This window comes from uncultured Cetobacterium sp. (genome assembly GCF_947038635.1).
GTDB lineage: Bacteria > Fusobacteriota > Fusobacteriia > Fusobacteriales > Fusobacteriaceae > Cetobacterium_A.
In genome coordinates this window covers 1-18,273 of sequence record NZ_CAMQXC010000034.1, presented here as the reverse complement: position 1 = coordinate 18,273, position 18,273 = coordinate 1, and the positions used below count along the sequence as shown (strand labels likewise).

Here is an 18,273-nt window from a genome sequence, read left to right as displayed (position 1 = left end):
TTACTATATTGATAACCAATTAAGTTTACAAAATATTGCACAAGCTATAACTATCTGTATTGTACTTATTGTTTCTACTATTCCAGAAGGGTTACCTACTATGATTGCTGCAACCTTAGCCTTAGGAGCTATTCGCCTTTCTAAAGAAAATGCATTAGTTAAAAAGTTAGCTGTTTGTGAATCTATTGGAGCTATTGATGTTATTTGTTCTGATAAAACAGGGACATTAACTGAAAATAAGATGAGTGTTATTAAAATGGAATCTCTAAATAAAAACATGTTATTAAAAAATATTTTTTTTAATAACAGTTCATCTTTTACTGAAGATAAAAGTTCTAGTAAAAAATTTATAGGAAATCCCACTGAAATTGCTCTTCTAAATTATTATTCAAATTTAAAAGAAGATTTTATATCAAAAGATGAAAAACTTCTTTTTCAATATCCTTTTAATTCTACTAAAAAAAGTATGGGCAGCATTGTGTTGGCATCAATTTCAAACAACTATATTTTTTTTATAAAAGGAGCTCCTGAAAAAATATTTGAAGCTTGTAATATATCTGAACTTGAAAAACAAAGTCAACTCCAAGCAATTCAAGCTGAACAAAGTATTGGTCGTAGAATTATTGCCTTTGCTCACAAAGATTTATCAAAAGAGGAAAAATGGAGAGATTTTGAAAAAAATCTTATGAAAGATTGTATCTACGATGGATTTGCTTCAATTTCAGATCCCATTAGAAAAGAGGTCTTTGATGCTATTACTACATGTCAAAAAGCTGGTATTGATGTTAAAATCCTTACAGGTGATAATACCCTAACTGCTACTACAGTAGCTAATGAATTAGGTTTAATCAAGTCAGACTCACTTATTCTCGATGCAAAAGATATTGACTCTATGAATGACTATGAACTAAGAGGAAAGTTACAACATATTTCTGTTATTGGAAGAAGTAACCCTTTAACTAAACTCAGAATAGTTAATACTCTTATGGAAATGGGAAAGTCTGTTGCAGTAACTGGGGATGGGATAAATGATGCTCCTTCTCTTAAAAGAGCTGAAGTTGGTATTGCAATGGGCATAACTGGAACAGAAGTTTCTAAAGAAACTGCAGACATAATTCTTCTTAATGATTCTTTTGCCACTATAGTTAAAGCTATTGAATCAGGAAGAGGTCTTTATGAAAATTTTCAAAAATTTATTCAATTCCAACAAATAGTAAATGTTGCTGCTTTATTTCTTATTTTAATGTTTGAACTTTTAGATTGGGGAACACCTTTAAAACCTATTCAAATTCTATGGATTAATATTATGATGGATGGTCCTCTTGCAATTTCATTAAGTTTCGAAAAAACTAGAAAATATATTATGAACGAATTACCAAGAGACAAAAATAAAAGTATTGTAACTACTGATTTATGGATTAATATTTTTACAAACTCTACTTTTATGGTTTTATCTATGATTTTTTTTATAAGAGTTTTTCATATAAGCAAAGAGATGACACCTACTTACATCTTTAATCTTTTTATATTTTTAGTTATATTTAATGTTTATAACTGTAAAAGTATTGGAAAAAGTTCTATATTAAAAACTTTTTTTAATAATAAAATTCTTAATATAGTTTTTATAAGTACTATTATTATTCAGATTTTTATCTCTATATTTTTAAGAAATTTTTTCTCTTTAAATTATTTAAACTATATAGAATATTTAAAAATTATATTTTTTAGCTTATCAATAATAGTTTTTTCAGAATTTATAAAGTTTTTTAGAAGAATTTTCAATAAATAAAAAAACTCCATCTTTATATTTAGAGATGGAGCTTTTATTTTTTATAAATCTTTACTTTTTGCGTATCCTGCTTTTTTTTCTACAATATCTATACTTTTATGTTTTTCAAGAAACTTTGCATTTCCAACAAACATATCTTGAATTTCAGGAATCTCTCCAAGAGGAACAAGTTTAACTTTAACTTTAAACCCTGCTTTTTCTAGATTATCTTTCCATTCTCCAGCGATATCATTTTTAGCATGATCTCCTGCTACAAACATCATTGGCATTAAAACAATCTCTTTTTTATTATCTTTTTTTAATTGTTTTACTACATTTTCAAAAGTTGGATATCCCTCTACAGTTCCAACATAAATAGGTTTTTCCATATCTTTAGCCATATAATCAAACATTGCATAAGCAGATGTTGCTGAATTATATGTTCCATGTCCTACTAAAACTACTGCTTCTTTTTTATTTAAAGGTCCTACTGTTTTCATAATAGCATTGATTGTATCTTCATAATGATGTGGATCACTTAATAATGCATCTCCAACTCTTAAATTATTAAAATCCTTAGCATGAAGTTGAGCTTCTTTTTTTATTGATTCCATCTCTACACCATCAATTACATTTGTTGGTTGTATGATTACATTTTTATATCCCTGTTTTTTTAAAGATGTTAAAACTTCACTTGGATTATATTTTTTTATTCCTTCATTAGCTGCAACTCTCTTAGTTACAATTCTAGATGTATAAGCCTCAAATACATCTGCTTTTCCATTAAAAGCTTTTATAGCTTTTTGATTAATTGCATCAATAGTTTTCGCTCTAGTATCTGAGTGAGTTGTTCCAAAGTGTGTCATTACAACAGCACTTTTCCCTCCTGTGTAAAACTCTGCATCTTCAAAAGCCTCTTCACCATGAGCTAATACCAATGCAGTAGATAAACAAAATAGTGATAATAACAGTTTTTTCATAGAAATATCCTCCCAAATATAATTTAATTTGGAAGAAGAGTTACCTCTTCTCCGTCCTCGCAGATTTCATAATGGCAGGTCTCCTGACTTAGATTCACCCTACTTACATCCCTTCCCAAATAAAAAATATTCAGTGGTTTTGATGTTTTCGTCCTCTTTACAGTGGCGGGACCGCTTAAGTTTTTCACTTAATTCCCTTTTAATCATTAGAACCATTACAGAGGTATATTATCACTTACATGTTTTTTTTTCAACCATTTTATAAAAAAAGAATACTAAATCACTTTCATATATATTATATTGATATTATTTTTTCTTATTTTTATAGAAGTATACTATATAAATTCTTGATAAAATTGCTCCTAATAAAGCTGCAAAAAATCTGTGACCACTATTTTGAGCTAAATAATAAAATCCAACTAAAAGAAGAAAAATTCTTAGTAGTGAAGTTACAAAAATAAATAATGAGGGATTTTTAAATTTTTTAATTTCATTAGTACCAAAATTTAAACTATAAAAAAATAAAAACCCTAAAATAATTCCACCTATAAATGCAATAATCATAATGCTCTCCTCCTTTTATAGCTTTATATATTTTCGCTATTATTTATCACTATTTACCATTAAAAAATATTTTTCCTTGCTTTTTTTTTATATTTTAATATTCTTAGAGAAATATTGACTTTTTATGATTTTTATTATATTATTTCTATAGAAAATATAATAATCATGGCAAAGTAAGGGAAACCTTATGACGCAAAGCTATAGGGTCTTTAAAATGACAGCCAGTTACACTTTTTTAGTGTAACTGGCTTTTTATTTTATTAGGGAGGGAATATGAAAAAAATTTTAATTTTTAGTTTTTTATTAACAACGTCAGCTATTAGCTTTTCAGCATTGGAAAACTCAGCTGTAGAAAGTACAATGAATATTACAGCAACAATAATTAAACCATTAACAGTTCAAGCAGATGGTGCTTTAGATTTTGGTAATATCTTGGCTAGTTCAACTAGTCATGCTTATTCAAGTTTTACCGTAAAAGGAGAGGAAAATACAAAAGTAAAAATATCTTTTGATAATTTATCTTCTGATGGATCTAGTTTTACTGTGCCAATTTATAGTAATAATAAAGATTTTTTTAATATAACTTTTAACTGTACTGCAAAAAATAGTCCTGGCAATTTTTTAAATCATACAAATAATACTATTATTTTAACTGATGGAGGAGAGAGTACTTTAAGTATTGCTGCAACTGCACAACCTAGAAAAGATCAAACTCCTGGAAAATATACAGGACAAATTACTATGAGAGCAACATACGAATAAAAAAAAATCCTTATACAATTGTTGTACGTTGTATAAGGATTCTTTTTATTTACTTTTTCTTATTTCATCTACAACTTCTAATAAAAATTTTTTACATTGATCATTTTTAATTGTATAGTAAACATCATGAAATTGAGGTGATGGAAACTCTGCTAAAAGTATGTTCATAACCATTCTATCTCTATAGATATCAGATCTATTTAAGCTTCTTTCAATTTTTCTTAAACTCTCTTCATCATCTTCTAAAAGATTATCTACAATTGTATTAGCATTTTTAATTAAAATATCTAAATTTGTAAGTCTATCTCTTCTATTTCTAACTTTATTTTTTTCATAAAATGTTTTTCCTTTATTTAATTCTGTTAAAAGCCCAAATAAATTAAGTGTTGGATCTTTTTCTAAAATATTTAATATTTTTCCATATATTACATTGCTCTCTTTATCCTCTGGACTTTGATTTTTTAAATTTTTCATATATTTTTCTGAAATTTTAATTAATATATCGTTCATAAAATTTTCCTCCATAATATTTTCTTAGACTTATAGTATAACATACTTTATAAAATATATAAATAAATTATAGATAATATTGCAATTATACGACATTCGTAGTATATACTATATTAAAAGAATCGAGGAGGCTAATATGTATCATACAATTGTAATTGGTGGCGGAGCAGGTGGACTTACAACCTCAATTGGTCTTGCTTCTGCTGGAAAAAAAGTTCTTTTAATTGAAAAAGATCATTTGGGTGGTGAATGTACTTGGGGAGGATGCGTTCCATCTAAAAGTTTTATCTCTGCATCTAAGACTGCCTCAAATTTAACAGAAGCTTTAAACATGGCTTTAAAAAATGTTCATGCCATTGGTGATAATGAGCTCCCTCATATTTCAAACTTCAAAAATATAGATTTTATAAAAGGCGAAGGATCTTTTATTGATAAAAATACTATTTTAGTCAATGGACAAAAATACATAGGAAAATATATTGTTATCTCTACAGGAAGCTCCCCTTTTATCCCAAATATAAAAGGATTGGAGAAAGTTAAATACTTTGCTAATCACAACTTTTTTTATGAAAAAGGAGATTATAAAAGTATAACTTTAATTGGGGCAGGAGTAATATCTTTAGAGCTAGCCTTTCCTCTTAAAAAATTAAATATTGATGTTACTATTCTTGAAAAATCTGACATTTTTCTACCTATGATGGAAGCTGAGGTAAAGGATTTTTATCTTAATAAATTAAAAGAAGCAGGAATTAATTTAATATTAAATTGTACTTCTATGGAGATTGAAAATCTTGATAATAATATTCTAATAAAAACTAATAATGGTGATTTTTTAAGTGAAAAAATATTTATATCTGCTGGTAGAACTCCAAATATACAAAATCTTAATTTAGATAAAACTGGAATTAAGTATGATACAAAAGGAATTTCTGTGGATGAATTTATGAGAACATCTGAAAAAAATATATTTGCAATTGGTGATATAGCCTCTTCTTTCAAATTTTCACATGTAGCTGGTTATCAAGGAGAAACTGTTGTAAGAAATATTCTTTTCCCATATATTATGAAAAAAATAAACTATTCTTTTATCCCTTGGACACTTTTTGGAGATATTGAAGTTTCTAAAGTTGGTTTAAATGAGGAAGATGCTAATAGAAAATATAAAAAAACATATATATATTCTCTAGATTTAAATAATGAGAGAAGTTTAATTACGTTTGAAAAGGCATTTTTTCTAAAAATTATTTGCGATAACAAATTTAATATTATTGGTGCTACTTGTATCGGTGAAAGAGCTGGTGAAATTATTGGATTCCTACAACTGATGATTGGAAATAAAATTAAATTCTATAAAGTTATGAACTCTGTACAAGCATATCCAACGTATACATATTATATTAGAAATTTAGCTAAAAAAGCTTATATTGATTATCTAAGAAGCTTTTTACCATAAAATTAAAGGGATATTATTGTTTTAATAATATCCCTTTTTAATGCTTATTTTATCTTGATAAAAAAGCTTCTTTTACATTCTCTAATTTTTCTTTATTTAAAATTAAATCCAACCCTAGTAAGGCTAGAGCTTTTCCTCCTAATATTACAGCTTCATCTCCTCTAATAGACCCAGCAGCTTCTGCAAATTCATGAGTGTGACCAAAAACATTATAATCACAAATTTTTATATTAGGATGAATCGTTGGTATTACATGGCTAACATTTCCCACATCAGTTGATCCCATTCCTTTTTTTGAATCTACAGAAACATCTATCCCTAATTTTTTCATAGTTTCTACATAAAGATTATCAAAATATTTCGTTGGTATAAGATTATCAACTCTATTTTGAAAACTAGAAACTTTTGCAGTGCATCCTGTCATAAGTGCTGCCCCATGAGCAATAGCTTCTACTTTTTCTGTAACTTCATCACAACCCTCTTTTGTTGAAGATCTTATATAAAGTCTCGCTTTAGTGTAATCTGGAATTATATTTGGTGCATCTCCTCCATGAGTTATTATCCCATGAATTTTTACATCTGACTTCACATGTTGTCTAAGTGTTGCAATTCCGTTAAAAAAATGTAGTAATGCATCTAAAGCATTTTTGCCATTTTCAGGAGAGCCAGCAGCATGTGAAGATTTCCCAAAGAATTCAAAATCCAAAGGATTTACTGCTAAACTCTTTTTAGTTATTGAATGTTCGCTCCCTGGATGGATTATCATTGCAACATCTACCCCTTCAAAAAGGTTTTCGCGAACAAATGAACCTTTTGAACTTCCATTCTCTCCTCCTTCTTCTGATGGGCATCCATAAACGATGACTTCTCCTGAAATATTGTCTAATAACTCTCCTAAGCCAACTGCCCCAGCCACACTTATTGCTCCAATTATATTATGTCCACAAGCATGACCTAAATTTGGAAGTGCATCATATTCAGCTAAAAAAGCTATTTTAGGATACTCTCCATTTTTTGATTTCTTTCTAGCTATAAACCCTGTCTCATGTCCTGCTATATCTCTTTCAACATTAAATCCTTTCTCTTCTAAAAATTTTGTTAATAAATCAGCTGCAAAATACTCTTCGTTTCCAACCTCAGGATTTTGGTGTATTTTTTGACTGAGATCTATAAAAATATCTCTATTACTATCTAAAAAATCTATTATTTTCTTTTCCATCTTATTTCCTCCAAAAGTTATCTAATCTCTTTTAATGTTAACTTTAAAATACGGCTATTGAAGATCCTTTATAATAATCATCTATTATTTTTTTATTTTCAGCAGTTTGATAAACCTCTAAAACTCTTTTTATCTCTGGTTTATTTTGATTATCATCTCTTGAAGCTATTATATTAAAATATGGCTTTAATCTCTCATTTTTAAAATTTTCAATAAAGATTGAATCTACCAATGGAGAGTATCCAGCTTGAACAGCGACACCATTATTTATAGTAGCCACATCTACATCTTCTATTGATCTAGGAATTTGAGTTGCTACTAATTCAACTATTTTTATATTTTTTGGATTTTCTATAATATCTTTAACCCTTGGAAAAGCTCCTGCATCTTTATTTACACTTATAAGTCCCGCATCTTGAAGTAAAAGTAATGCCCTTCCACCATTTGAACTATCATTTGGAATAGCTACTACTGCACCATCTTTTAACTGAGATAAATCCGTTAATTTTTTTGAATAAATCCCCATTGGAGCTAGCACTGTATATCCTAAATTAACTATTGATAACTTATGCTCCTTTTTAAAATTATCAAAATATATCTCTGTTTGAAATGCATTTATATCTATTTCCTTATCTTGAAGAGCTAAATTTGGTCTTATGTAGTCTGCAAAATTTATAAATTTTAGTTCTATATTTTCTTTTGCAAGTTGATCTCTTACATTTTCCCATATTACATTTTCATCTCCGTTAATCCCTAATTTTACCACTTTTTTCTCTACTATTGATGAATCATCTGATGAATTTCCACATCCTAAAAATCCTACTGTTGATAATACCAAAAATATAACTACCTTTAAAATCTTTAATATTTTCATAACTCTTTCCTCCCTATAGTTTTAATTTTTATTTTAACGTTTTATTTTTTTTAATATTTTTTCTCCTGACCATTGTATAAAAGTTATCAAACTTACTAAAATTATAATTGTTACTACCATAATATCTGTTTTAAAATGTTGATATCCGTATCTAATAGCAAAGTCACCAAGACCTCCACCACCAACTGTTCCTACTACAGCTGAAAAGCCAATTAAACTAACTGTAGTTATAATAAGAGCGTAAATAATCTCTGGTAATGCTTCTCTCAATAATACTCTATAAATTATCTCAAATGGAGAAGATCCCATTGCGTAGGCTGCTTCTATTACTCCTGAATCAACACTTAATAATGCCGATTCTATTTGTCTTGCAACAAATGGAGCTGATCCAAATATAAGAGGAACAATTGCTCCTTTTAAACCAATAGTTGTTCCCATAAAAAATCTTGTTACAGGAATTAACGCTGCTAGTAGAATTACAAATGGAATTGATCTAAAAATATTTATAAATTTTCCTAAAATATTATTAATTAAACTATTTTCTAAAATTCCACCTTTTCTAGTTATAACTAAAACTATTCCCATAATTGTTCCAATTAATGTTGAAACAGTTCCTGCTATAGCAACCATTGTTAGTGTTTCTCCCATGGCACGAACCATTTCATCTTGATACTTTATTACATTTCCTAAATAACTATATAATTTTTCTTCCATTTTTTAAAACCTCCACATATATTTGATTTTTATTTAAGTACTCTATTGAATCTATAATATTTTTTTCATCTCCACCTAGCTTTATAACCAAATTTCCAATTGGAGTCTCTTTTATAATCTCTATATTTCCAAATAAAATACTAGCATCAATATTGTATTCTCTAGAAACTCTTGAAATATAAGCTTCCTCTGTGTTATTTCCAACATAAGATAATTTTATTATTTTTTCATTTTGTTTAACTGATATACTTTCTAAGTAACTATTTATTTTTTCTGTATTGAAAATAGATGATAAAAATCTCTTCGTTATTGGCTCTTTTGGTCTTGAAAAAATATCAATTACATCTCCTTCTTCTCTAATAACTCCTTCTTCCATAACAATAACACTGTCGCAAATCTCTTTTATAACCTCCATTTGATGTGTGATTAAAACAATCGTTACTCCTAGGTCTTTATTAATTTTTTTTAATAACTTTAATATAGCAACCGTTGTTTCAGGATCCAATGCTGATGTAGCTTCATCGCATAAAATTAAATTTGGTCTATTTGCCAAAGCTCTTGCTATTCCTACTCTTTGTTTTTGTCCTCCGCTAAGTTGAGATGGATAATTATATTTTTTATCCTTCAATCCCACTAGATCTAAAAGTTCATCAACTCTTTCCTCTATCTCTTTTTTAGAAAGACCACTTCCTTTAAGAGGATAAGCTATATTTTTAAAAACATTTCTACTTCTCATAAGATTAAAATGTTGAAATATCATTCCTATTTTTTTTCTAGTTTCTCTTAAATCTTTAGATTCCAATTTATTTAAAATAACTCCATCAATTACAACTTCCCCTGCACTTGGCATTTCTAAAAGATTTATACATCTTAATAAAGTACTCTTCCCAGCTCCTGAGTATCCAATTATTCCAGTTATCTCCCCTTTCTTAAAATCAAAAGATAACTCTTTTAAAGCTTCAATATTTTGACCTTTATTTTCATAAGTTTTAATAATATTTTTAAGTTGTATCATTTATTCCTCCTTGTAATATATTATGAATTTTAAAAATTTAATAAAAAAAAGCCTGAGATTTAAAATCCCAAGCTTTATGTTAACAACTTTATTCCTTGGGAGCTTTCTCATTTGGTAAAGCAAAAATGAGTTCGTCCCAAAATTAAAAATTAATTTTTGGTTCCAACTCCCATAGGCATCATCATATTCATCATTGTAGTTTTTGATATTAAATTGTGTGTCGTCATCTCAACCACTCCTATAAATTTATTTTTAAGTATACTAACATATGAAAATTTTTATGTCAAATTAATTTTTTATTTTTTTATTTAATCTCTATATTTTTTATTATTTTCGCTGGATTTCCACCTATTACAACATTATCAGGAAAACTTTTCGTAACAACAGATCCTGCAGCTACAACAACATTATTTCCTAAGGTTACCCCTGGAGCTATAACAGATCTTCCTCCTATCCAAACATTATCACCTATTTTCACTGGTTTTCCAAATTCTTTTCCCGAATTTCTTTCATTTGGATCTAGCGGATGTGTTGCTGAATAAATATGAACTCCTGGAGCTAGCATAGCATTAGCACCAATTATAATTGGGCAAATATCTAAAAGTAAACAATCATAGTTTGAATAAAAGTTTTCTCCAATTTCAATATTATATCCATACTCAACTCTAAAATTTGATTCAATATGTAAATCCTTTCCTGTTTTTCCTAAAAAGCTTTGAATCATTTTTTTTCTTAAATCATAATTTGTATCATCTGTTAAATTATACTCTCTACAAAATCTCTTAGCAGCTTCTTTATCTTTTACCAGCTGATCATCGTTAGGATTATACATCTCTCCAGCTATCATTTTTTCTCTTTCAGTTCTCATACATCTCCCCTTTTGTTATATTCTATGATGTTTTAAAATACTTAACTTCATCGATTATTGTATCATATTTTTTTATTTTTAAATCATTTATTACTTTCTCGTAATATTTTTTTATATCATCCCATTTATAATATGGTTTCATATTACTTTCTATTGGAAAATTAATCTCCTTTTCATTATAAAGCATTTTTACTAAAACATCATTTTTTTCATTTTTATAAAAAATCCACTGGATATTAACTCCCATTGGAGAAACTTTATAATCTTTCCAAATATTTTCAACATTATTCAAATCATTAGTTTGCTTTGATGCAAAATCAATTTTTAGTAAACTTGCAAAAGGAATCACTGTTTCTGCATGAGCAAATCTTAAATTAGCTGCTATATTTTCATTCTTAATAGCATTTTCTGATGTTGATAAAAAATTCTCTAAAAGAGCAAAAGAAATATCCATTGGTAAATTCTGTCCTACACTACTCGGTCCTTTTTCTAAATACATTGATAAATTTTTGTTAACCCAAAAATATTTTAATTCTTCCTGTGTAAAGTATTTACTTAATTCTACGTTTTCCCCTATATCATATTGATTTGTATATAATCCATATAAGTCTGTAGTAAATTTCAAACTATCTTTAGCACTTAACATATCTTTATTCTTAAAAATTCTATTAGTTATTTCAATATATATTTTACTTCTTTGTTGAAAACTATTTAACAAAGTTTTCCAATCTCCACTTTCTTTAAATTCTATATATTCAAGGTTTAAATCAAAAAATCTTAAAATTGGATCTATTTTTCCATTTATTTTCGTTTTTATATTATCTTCTGAAATATTCTCTTTAAATGTTTTTAAGAATTCATCCATACTTTGTTGAGTTCTCTTTACGTAAGTTGCTTCAGCTAAAACTTCTCTATTTTCTTTAAATATTTGTGGATAATTTTTATACATTCTCTTTCCTATTCCAAACTCCATATCCTTACCTATTTGAGATAAAAGACCATATTTTCCATTTTCAAAATCTTTTAATTGTAAAACATCTTTTAATAACTCCTTACCTAAAGGTGTCAACTCTTTTCTCTCACTAGCTTCTACTAATTTGTTAAGAATTTTATCTATAGATTTAGAACTACTCAAATATCTTGCTCCATGTCTTCCTAAATGATTTATATAGAATGGTGTAAATCCCTCTGGTACTTTTGTGTAATTTTCATCTACTTTTACATAAAGAGTCTGACTTCCTAAAAAGTTATTATCTTGTGCAAAACTAGATAAATACATCGATAGAAACAAAAAAATACATTTTATTATTTTCATAATTTCTCCTCTCATATTAATAAATTCATTTATCAACTATTCAACTTCTTTACACTTTTTCTTTCTAAAAATTCAAATTCTATTTTTTGAATTTTTGGAATATTTTCTTTATTTAAAAGTTTTACAATGCTTTCTGCTGCTAATTCTCCAGTTAAAGAGTTGTAAAATTTTATTGTTGTAAGAGAAGGACAAATTAAGTCTGAAATTTTATACCCACCAAATCCCACAACTGATACTTCTTCAGGTATCTTTATTTCTAAACTATTTAAAGCTTTTATTGCACCAAAGGCCATGTTATCAGTTGCACAAATTATACAAGTAGGTTTTCTTTTTTTCATATAGTTATAGACAAGTTTTTCTGTAGAATCCATTGAAAAATCACTAATTTCTACATCAAGCTTTACATTATTTATTAATATTTTATCTAGTACAGCTTTTTTTCTTACTATTCCAACTAAAGTGTCATTTTCATCAACACTTACATAAAGAATATCTTTATGATTAGAATTTAATATATACTCTCCCATAACCTGTCCGGCTTTTTCTTCATCATTAACTATACAATAAGTTTCTTCACAAATTTGACCTATAAAAAGCACTGGAATTTTACTTTTCCTCACAAAATCTTTATGTTTTTTTGTAACTTCTGTAGCTACCAATATTATTCCTTCTACATTCAATCTAGATAGATTTTCTAAATTAGATATCTCTAAAGAAACATTATGATTTGTATTAATTATTAGAGGTATATAACCCAATTCTCTTAATCTATTATCTAAATTCATCAAAATAGTGGATGTAATTGTCGAATCTAAACATGGTACTATTACCCCTATAAACCGATTATTTTTTGCTTTTATCCCCCTTGCAAAAACATTTGGTTCATAGTTATTTTCATTAATAACTTTCTCTATTTTTTCTCTAACACTTTCACTTACATAGCCATTATTAAAAAATCTAGATATAGTACTTTTTCCAACTCCTGAAAGTTCAGCTATTTCTTTTATTGTTAATTTTTTTTTCATTTTATACCACCTATTTTTTTCATTAAGTAATTATAATATTTATTTTTTAAAAAAACAAAATTAATTTTTTAATGCTTTAAAATAGAAAAAAAAGTTTAATTTTCAAAAATAAAATATTATTTCAAAAATAGTATATTGACTTTTTCAAAAAAATATATTAAATTTAATAATATATGGTACCGTTCCCATATATAAAAATATTTTTATTTTTGGAGGAGAAATGGACTATCAAAAAATTGCCGATTTTATTATTGAAAATATTGGAAGTGAAAAAAATATTTCTACTATAGGACACTGTGCAACAAGATTAAGAGCTGTTGTCAAAGATCAAAGTATTGTTAATTTAGAAAATTTAAAAAAGAATCCTGATATAAAAGGGGCTTTTTTCTCAAATGGGCAACTTCAAATTATCTTAGGACAAGGTGCAGTAAATAAAATTTGTAGTATTATTTTAGGAGAAACTCACATTGAAGAATCATCTTTAGAAGATATAAAAAAAGATCAAATAAAAAATTTAAATATTTTCCAAAGGTTTGCTAGAACTTTATCTAATATTTTTGTACCTATCATTCCAGCTATCGTTGCAAGTGGATTATTAATGGGTGTTTTAGGTATGGGTAAAACGTTTGGTTGGTTTACTAGTGACTCATCATTATTTGAACTTTTAGATATGTTTTCTAATACTGCCTTTGTTTTCCTACCTATTATCTTAGCTTTTTCTGCTGCCAAAGAGTTTGGAGCTAACCCATATCTTGCAGCTGCTCTTGGCGGAATTCTAATTCATCCAGCTCTGCAAAATGCATGGACAGTTGGAAATGGAATTTCAGGTTATTTTACTCTATTTGGCATGAATTTTGCTAAAATTGGTTATCAAGGAACGGTTTTGCCTATTTTAATTGCTGTTTGGGTTATGAGTATAATTGAAAAAAATTTAAGAAAAGTAATTCCTAATATGTTAGATATTATTCTAACACCATTTTTAACAATTCTAATAACAGGATTTATAAGTATAACTCTAATTGGACCTTTAGGTAGAATTATTGGTGATGGAATATCTTTTGGTTTAGAATATGTTTATACAACTTTAGGAGTCTTTGCAGGTATTCTTTTAGGTGGAAGTTACTCTTCTATTGTTATAACTGGAATGCACCATAGTTTTCATGCTATTGAAGCTAATCTTTTAGCTAATCCTAATATTGGTAAGAACTTTTTACTTCCTATTTGGTCTATGGCTAATGTTGCTCAAGGTGGAGCAGCTATGGCTGTATTTTTAAAAAGTAAAAATACAACACTTAAATCAATAGCATTGCCTGCAGGACTTTCTTGTTTACTTGGAATTACAGAAGCTGCTTTATTTGGAGTTAATTTAAGACTTGGTAAACCATTTATTGGAGCTGTTATTGGTGGTGCTCTTGGCGGAGCATATATTACGCTAACTAAGGTTGCTATGAACGCTGTTGGTGTTACAGGAATCCCTGGTATATCAATTGTTCAACCTGGATCTATGTTAAACTACATCATTGCACTTTTAATAAGCTTTATTGGAGCAGGAATTGCTACAATTATCCTTGGATTTAAAGATGAGGTGTAAAATATGTGGAAAAATAAATTTCATATCTCTCCACCATTTGGATTATTAAATGATCCTAATGGTCTTATCTTTTGGAATAATGAGTACCATATTTTTTATCAATGGAATCCTAATGCTTGTGAACATGGTTCTAAACATTGGGCTCATTTAAAAAGTAGAGATTTAATTAATTGGGAATTTTTACCAATAGCTTTATCTCCAAATGATTGGTTTGACAAAAATGGTTGTTATTCTGGAAGTGCCATTGAAAAAGATAATAAACTTTATTTGTTTTATACTGGAAATGTTAAAAATAATGACATCAGAGAAAGTTACCAATGTTTAGCAATCTCAACAAATGGCATTGATTTTGAAAAAAAAGGACCTGTTATTCATGATAAAGATATCCCAAAAGAATATACTAAGCACTTTAGAGATCCTAAAGTTTTTATAAAAAATGGAGTTTATAAAATGGTGCTTGGTGCTCAAAAAGTTGATTTAACTGGAACTATAGTTGTTTTTTCATCTCACAATTTAATTGATTGGGATTTTGAACAAGAAATCATCAATGGAAATTTTGGATTTATGTGTGAATGTCCAGATTTTATTGAAGACCAAAATAATAAAGCTCTAATTTTCTCACCTCAGGGAATTAAGGCTGATGGTGATTTATTTAATAATAGATATCAATCTGGCTATATAATTAGAGATTTGTATGATGTTGAAAAAAATGATTTCATTGAACTTGATAGAGGATTTGAATTTTATGCACCTCAAACATTTAAAGATGAAAATAATAAAAATGTTCTAATTGGTTGGATAGGAATGCCAGAAGAATTAGAGCATCCATCTATCGAAAAAGAAAATTGGGTACATTCTTTAACTATTCCAAGAGTATTGGAAATTAAGAAAAATAAGATTTTACAAAAGCCACATAATAATTTGAAAAAATTAAGAAAAGAAAAAATCGTAATAGAAAATATATGCTTCGAAAATACTATCGATCTTTCAAAATATAATATTTTAGGAGATACTTATGAACTTATAATATCTTTAGAAGATTTTTCTAAACATATAGAAATTGACTTAAGAAAAAAAGGAAATGAAAGAACTACTTTTTCTTTTGATCCTATTGAAAAAAAGGTGTCTTTAAATAGAAATTTTTCTGGTTCCGGTTATAAAGGGATTAGAAAATGTTACCTTAAGAACTTAAAAAAAATACATATTTTTGTAGATAAATGTTCTATTGAAATATTTTTAAACGATGGAGAAGAAGTCTTTACTGGAAATATCTATCCAAATAAAGATAGTTTAGGTATTGAAATTAGAAGTAAAATGTTGTTTACTATACCTAAGATAGAATTTTATAAATTTTAATTGGAGGATTTTATGAAACTAGGAGCTATTGAAGCTGGAGGAACAAAATTTGTATGCGGAATTGCCGATGAAAATGGTAATATTTTAGAAAGAGTTAGTTTTCCTACTGAAACACCTGAAATCACTTTACAAAAAGTTTATGATTTTTTCAAAGATAAAGGGGTTGAAGCTATAGGAATTGGTTCATTTGGTCCAATTGATCCAAATCCAAATTCTGAAACTTATGGATATATCACTAAAACTCCTAAAAAATATTGGAGTGATTTTAATTTAATTGGTGAATTACAAAAGAATTTTAATATTCCGATGGCTTTTGATACAGATGTCAATGGTGCAGCACTAGGTGAAGCGACTTGGGGAGCTGCAAAAGGATTAAAAAATTGTCTTTATCTTACAATTGGAACTGGAATTGGTGGAGGAGCGTTAGTTTCTGGAAAATTAGTTCATGGAATGCTACACCCTGAGATGGGACATATATTTATTAGAAGACACCAAGATGATTCTTATATTGGAAAATGCCCATTTCATAAAGATTGTTTTGAAGGATTAGCATCTGGACCAGCCATTGAAGAAAGATGGGGAGTAAAGGCTTATGAACTTCCTATTGATCACAAAGCTTGGGAACTTGAAGCATATTACATTGCTCAAGCTCTTGTAAATTATATTTTAACTATTTCACCAGAAAAAATAATTCTTGGTGGTGGAGTTATGAAGCAATCTCAATTATTTCCTTTAATTAGAAAGAATGTAAAAGAGATGTTAAATAACTATGTTCAAACTAAAGAGATTTTAGAAGATATTGATGAATATATTGTTTATCCAGGTCTTGGAGACAATGCTGGATTATTAGGATGTATAGCTCTTGCATTAAATATATAATAAATTTTTATATAGAGGAGACTTGTCTCCTCTATATTTATTTTCTAAAAATTTATACAAGTTGTTTCATCTAAAATCTCACTTCCGATTTCTATATGTTTTTTTATTATTTCAATAGTCTTATTAAACTTATCTTTTTCTTTTTCATTTAACTCTAATTCCAAAATATTTTCAACTCCATGTTTTCCTATAATAACAGGAACTCCAGTATAAACTCCATAATTTCCATAGTGCCCTTGCAAATATCCACTACATGCCATAACTTTTTTCTCATCAGAATAGATTGCTCTTATTATCTCTGTACAAACACATGCAATTCCAAATTCTGTACTTTTTTTCCCAGAATATATCTCCCATCCTGCTTTAGTTACTATATTTTCTACTTCATCTAAATCTATATTTAATTTTGTTTTTTCTAAAAATTTATTTAATTCTATACCATTTATAGTTGTTTGTGAAAATACTCCCATTTGAGAATCACCATGCTCACCTAGCATATATGCTTGAATCGATTTAGCATCTATATTTAGTTTTGTACTCAAAGTTCTACGAAGTCTTGCTGAATCAAGACCTGTTCCAGTTCCTATAACATGATTATGCGGTAATCCTGATAATTTTTGAACAAAATATGTAACTATATCTACAGGATTTGTTATTACCACAAAATATCCTTTAAATCCTGTTTTCATTATATCTGGTATAAAGGATTTAATCATATTAAGTGACCCCTCTAATTCAGATAAACGATTTTTTGAAATATTATCTATTGTTCCAACACTAATAACTATAATATCCATCTCTCTTAAATCTTTTATTTCACCTCTTTTTATTTTTGCTCTGTGAGGAAGAAATGCTACTGTATCCATACAATCTAAAGCTTGTGATTGAGCTTTATTTTTATCAATATCTACAAATACTATCTCATCACAAACGCCTTGAAGTATAAGTGATAAAGCACAATGACTTCCTACATGCCCTGCTCCTATTATTCCTACTTTTCTTTGGTTAAACATCTTAATCCCTCCCGTTTTTATTCATACTGAGTTTTCTTTACAAAAATAAATTTTTTAAAACTAAAATCTTTAGAAAATATATTTGCTAATAATGAACTTGAAACTAAATGAACTACAACAGCTACTGCTGAAGGTAATGCACATAAAGGACTTGAAAATTGTGAAGATAATCCAATTGCTAAAGAAGCATTTTGTAATCCAACCTCTATAGATATCGTTTTCTTTTTATCAGATGACATTTTTGTTAAAACTCCAACCATGTATCCAACAAAATATCCTATCCAATTATGAAGACAAACAGCAATTATTAAAATTAAACTTGAATTTAATAAGTTTTCTCTATTTGGAGCTATACACATTCCATTTA

17 protein-coding genes, 1 pseudogene and 2 riboswitches are annotated in these 18,273 nt (G+C 27.7%); of the genes and pseudogenes, 6 read left to right on the top strand and 12 right to left on the bottom strand.

The genetic code is table 11. From position 1 onward, the window contains the following. The coding region (locus Q0V08_RS05185) for a cation-translocating P-type ATPase (RefSeq protein WP_297432694.1) at nt 1–1,789 on the top strand (1,789 nt) is incomplete at its 5' end. Nucleotides 1,790–1,830: 41 nt separating this feature from the next. On the opposite strand, the gene Q0V08_RS05180 is transcribed toward Q0V08_RS05185, so the two are convergent. Together Q0V08_RS05180 and Q0V08_RS05175 are read right to left on the bottom strand one after the other, a co-directional pair. Further along, nucleotides 1,831–2,748, bottom strand: coding sequence for a sirohydrochlorin cobaltochelatase (locus Q0V08_RS05180; protein WP_297432692.1), 918 nt, complete (start codon nt 2,746–2,748; stop codon nt 1,831–1,833). A 55-nt stretch (nt 2,749–2,803) separates the two neighbouring features. Further along, nucleotides 2,804–2,980: riboswitch (cobalamin riboswitch) on the bottom strand. A gap of 74 nt (nt 2,981–3,054) precedes the next feature. Beyond that, a complete protein-coding gene (locus Q0V08_RS05175; protein WP_297432690.1) occupies nt 3,055–3,312 on the bottom strand; it encodes an ATP synthase subunit I in 258 nt (85 codons plus the stop codon). Nucleotides 3,313–3,469: 157 nt separating this feature from the next. Beyond that, a riboswitch (cyclic di-GMP riboswitch) is annotated at nt 3,470–3,545 on the top strand. Between the two features lie 40 nt (nt 3,546–3,585). Here Q0V08_RS05175 and Q0V08_RS05170 point away from each other — a divergent pair. Next, nucleotides 3,586–4,074, top strand: coding sequence for a hypothetical protein (locus Q0V08_RS05170; RefSeq protein WP_297432688.1), 489 nt, complete (start codon nt 3,586–3,588; stop codon nt 4,072–4,074). Between the two features lie 45 nt (nt 4,075–4,119). Here Q0V08_RS05170 and Q0V08_RS05165 read toward each other — a convergent pair whose 3' ends face one another. Beyond that, nucleotides 4,120–4,584 (bottom strand): hypothetical protein, encoded by a 465-nt coding sequence (locus tag Q0V08_RS05165; protein ID WP_297432686.1) that lies wholly within the window; start codon nt 4,582–4,584, stop codon nt 4,120–4,122. 136 nt (nt 4,585–4,720) lie between these two features. Between Q0V08_RS05165 and Q0V08_RS05160 the strand changes: the two genes are divergently transcribed. Beyond that, a complete protein-coding gene (locus Q0V08_RS05160) occupies nt 4,721–6,037 on the top strand; it encodes an NAD(P)/FAD-dependent oxidoreductase (protein WP_297432684.1) in 1,317 nt (438 codons plus the stop codon). Between the two features lie 49 nt (nt 6,038–6,086). Here Q0V08_RS05160 and Q0V08_RS05155 read toward each other — a convergent pair whose 3' ends face one another. The 7 genes from Q0V08_RS05155 to Q0V08_RS05125 form a co-directional block, all read right to left on the bottom strand. Next, nucleotides 6,087–7,256, bottom strand: coding sequence for a M20 family metallopeptidase (locus Q0V08_RS05155; RefSeq protein ID WP_297432682.1), 1,170 nt, complete (start codon nt 7,254–7,256; stop codon nt 6,087–6,089). Between the two features lie 43 nt (nt 7,257–7,299). Then, nucleotides 7,300–8,130 carry a MetQ/NlpA family ABC transporter substrate-binding protein gene (locus Q0V08_RS05150; RefSeq protein WP_297432680.1) on the bottom strand — a complete coding sequence of 277 codons (831 nt, stop codon included), beginning with the start codon at nt 8,128–8,130 and terminating at the stop codon, nt 7,300–7,302. A gap of 33 nt (nt 8,131–8,163) precedes the next feature. Further along, nucleotides 8,164–8,844 (bottom strand): methionine ABC transporter permease, encoded by a 681-nt coding sequence (locus Q0V08_RS05145; protein WP_297432678.1) that lies wholly within the window; start codon nt 8,842–8,844, stop codon nt 8,164–8,166. Continuing rightward, nucleotides 8,825–9,859, bottom strand: coding sequence for an ATP-binding cassette domain-containing protein (locus tag Q0V08_RS05140; protein WP_297432676.1), 1,035 nt, complete (start codon nt 9,857–9,859; stop codon nt 8,825–8,827). Before Q0V08_RS05140 ends, Q0V08_RS05145 begins: the two co-directional genes overlap by 20 nt. 304 nt (nt 9,860–10,163) lie before the next feature. Continuing rightward, nucleotides 10,164–10,727, bottom strand: coding sequence for a sugar O-acetyltransferase (locus Q0V08_RS05135; protein WP_297432675.1), 564 nt, complete (start codon nt 10,725–10,727; stop codon nt 10,164–10,166). Between the two features lie 22 nt (nt 10,728–10,749). Next, complete coding sequence (locus Q0V08_RS05130) at nt 10,750–12,042, bottom strand: histidine-type phosphatase (RefSeq protein WP_297432673.1); 1,293 nt, start codon at nt 12,040–12,042, stop codon at nt 10,750–10,752. Between the two features lie 32 nt (nt 12,043–12,074). Then, nucleotides 12,075–13,067 (bottom strand): LacI family DNA-binding transcriptional regulator, encoded by a 993-nt coding sequence (locus tag Q0V08_RS05125; RefSeq protein WP_297432671.1) that lies wholly within the window; start codon nt 13,065–13,067, stop codon nt 12,075–12,077. 220 nt (nt 13,068–13,287) lie between these two features. On the opposite strand from Q0V08_RS05125, the gene Q0V08_RS05120 reads away from it, so the two are divergent. The 3 genes from Q0V08_RS05120 to Q0V08_RS05110 are packed head-to-tail and all read left to right on the top strand — an operon-like array spanning nt 13,288 to nt 16,893. Then, on the top strand, nt 13,288–14,658 hold the full coding sequence (locus Q0V08_RS05120) for a sucrose-specific PTS transporter subunit IIBC (protein ID WP_297432669.1): 1,371 nt from the start codon (nt 13,288–13,290) through the stop codon (nt 14,656–14,658). Between the two features lie 3 nt (nt 14,659–14,661). Continuing rightward, nucleotides 14,662–16,014, top strand: coding sequence for a sucrose-6-phosphate hydrolase (locus Q0V08_RS05115; RefSeq protein ID WP_297432666.1), 1,353 nt, complete (start codon nt 14,662–14,664; stop codon nt 16,012–16,014). Nucleotides 16,015–16,026: 12 nt separating this feature from the next. Next, nucleotides 16,027–16,893 carry an ROK family protein gene (locus Q0V08_RS05110; RefSeq protein WP_297432664.1) on the top strand — a complete coding sequence of 289 codons (867 nt, stop codon included), beginning with the start codon at nt 16,027–16,029 and terminating at the stop codon, nt 16,891–16,893. A 44-nt stretch (nt 16,894–16,937) separates the two neighbouring features. Here the strand turns inward: Q0V08_RS05110 and Q0V08_RS05105 are convergent, their stop codons facing one another. Beyond that, the gene (locus tag Q0V08_RS05105; RefSeq protein WP_297432662.1) at nt 16,938–17,906 is read right to left on the bottom strand and encodes an L-lactate dehydrogenase; all 969 of its coding nucleotides are present in this window, start codon (nt 17,904–17,906) and stop codon (nt 16,938–16,940) included. A gap of 17 nt (nt 17,907–17,923) precedes the next feature. After that, nucleotides 17,924–18,273, bottom strand: a pseudogene (locus Q0V08_RS05100) (bile acid:sodium symporter family protein); the annotation flags it as partial.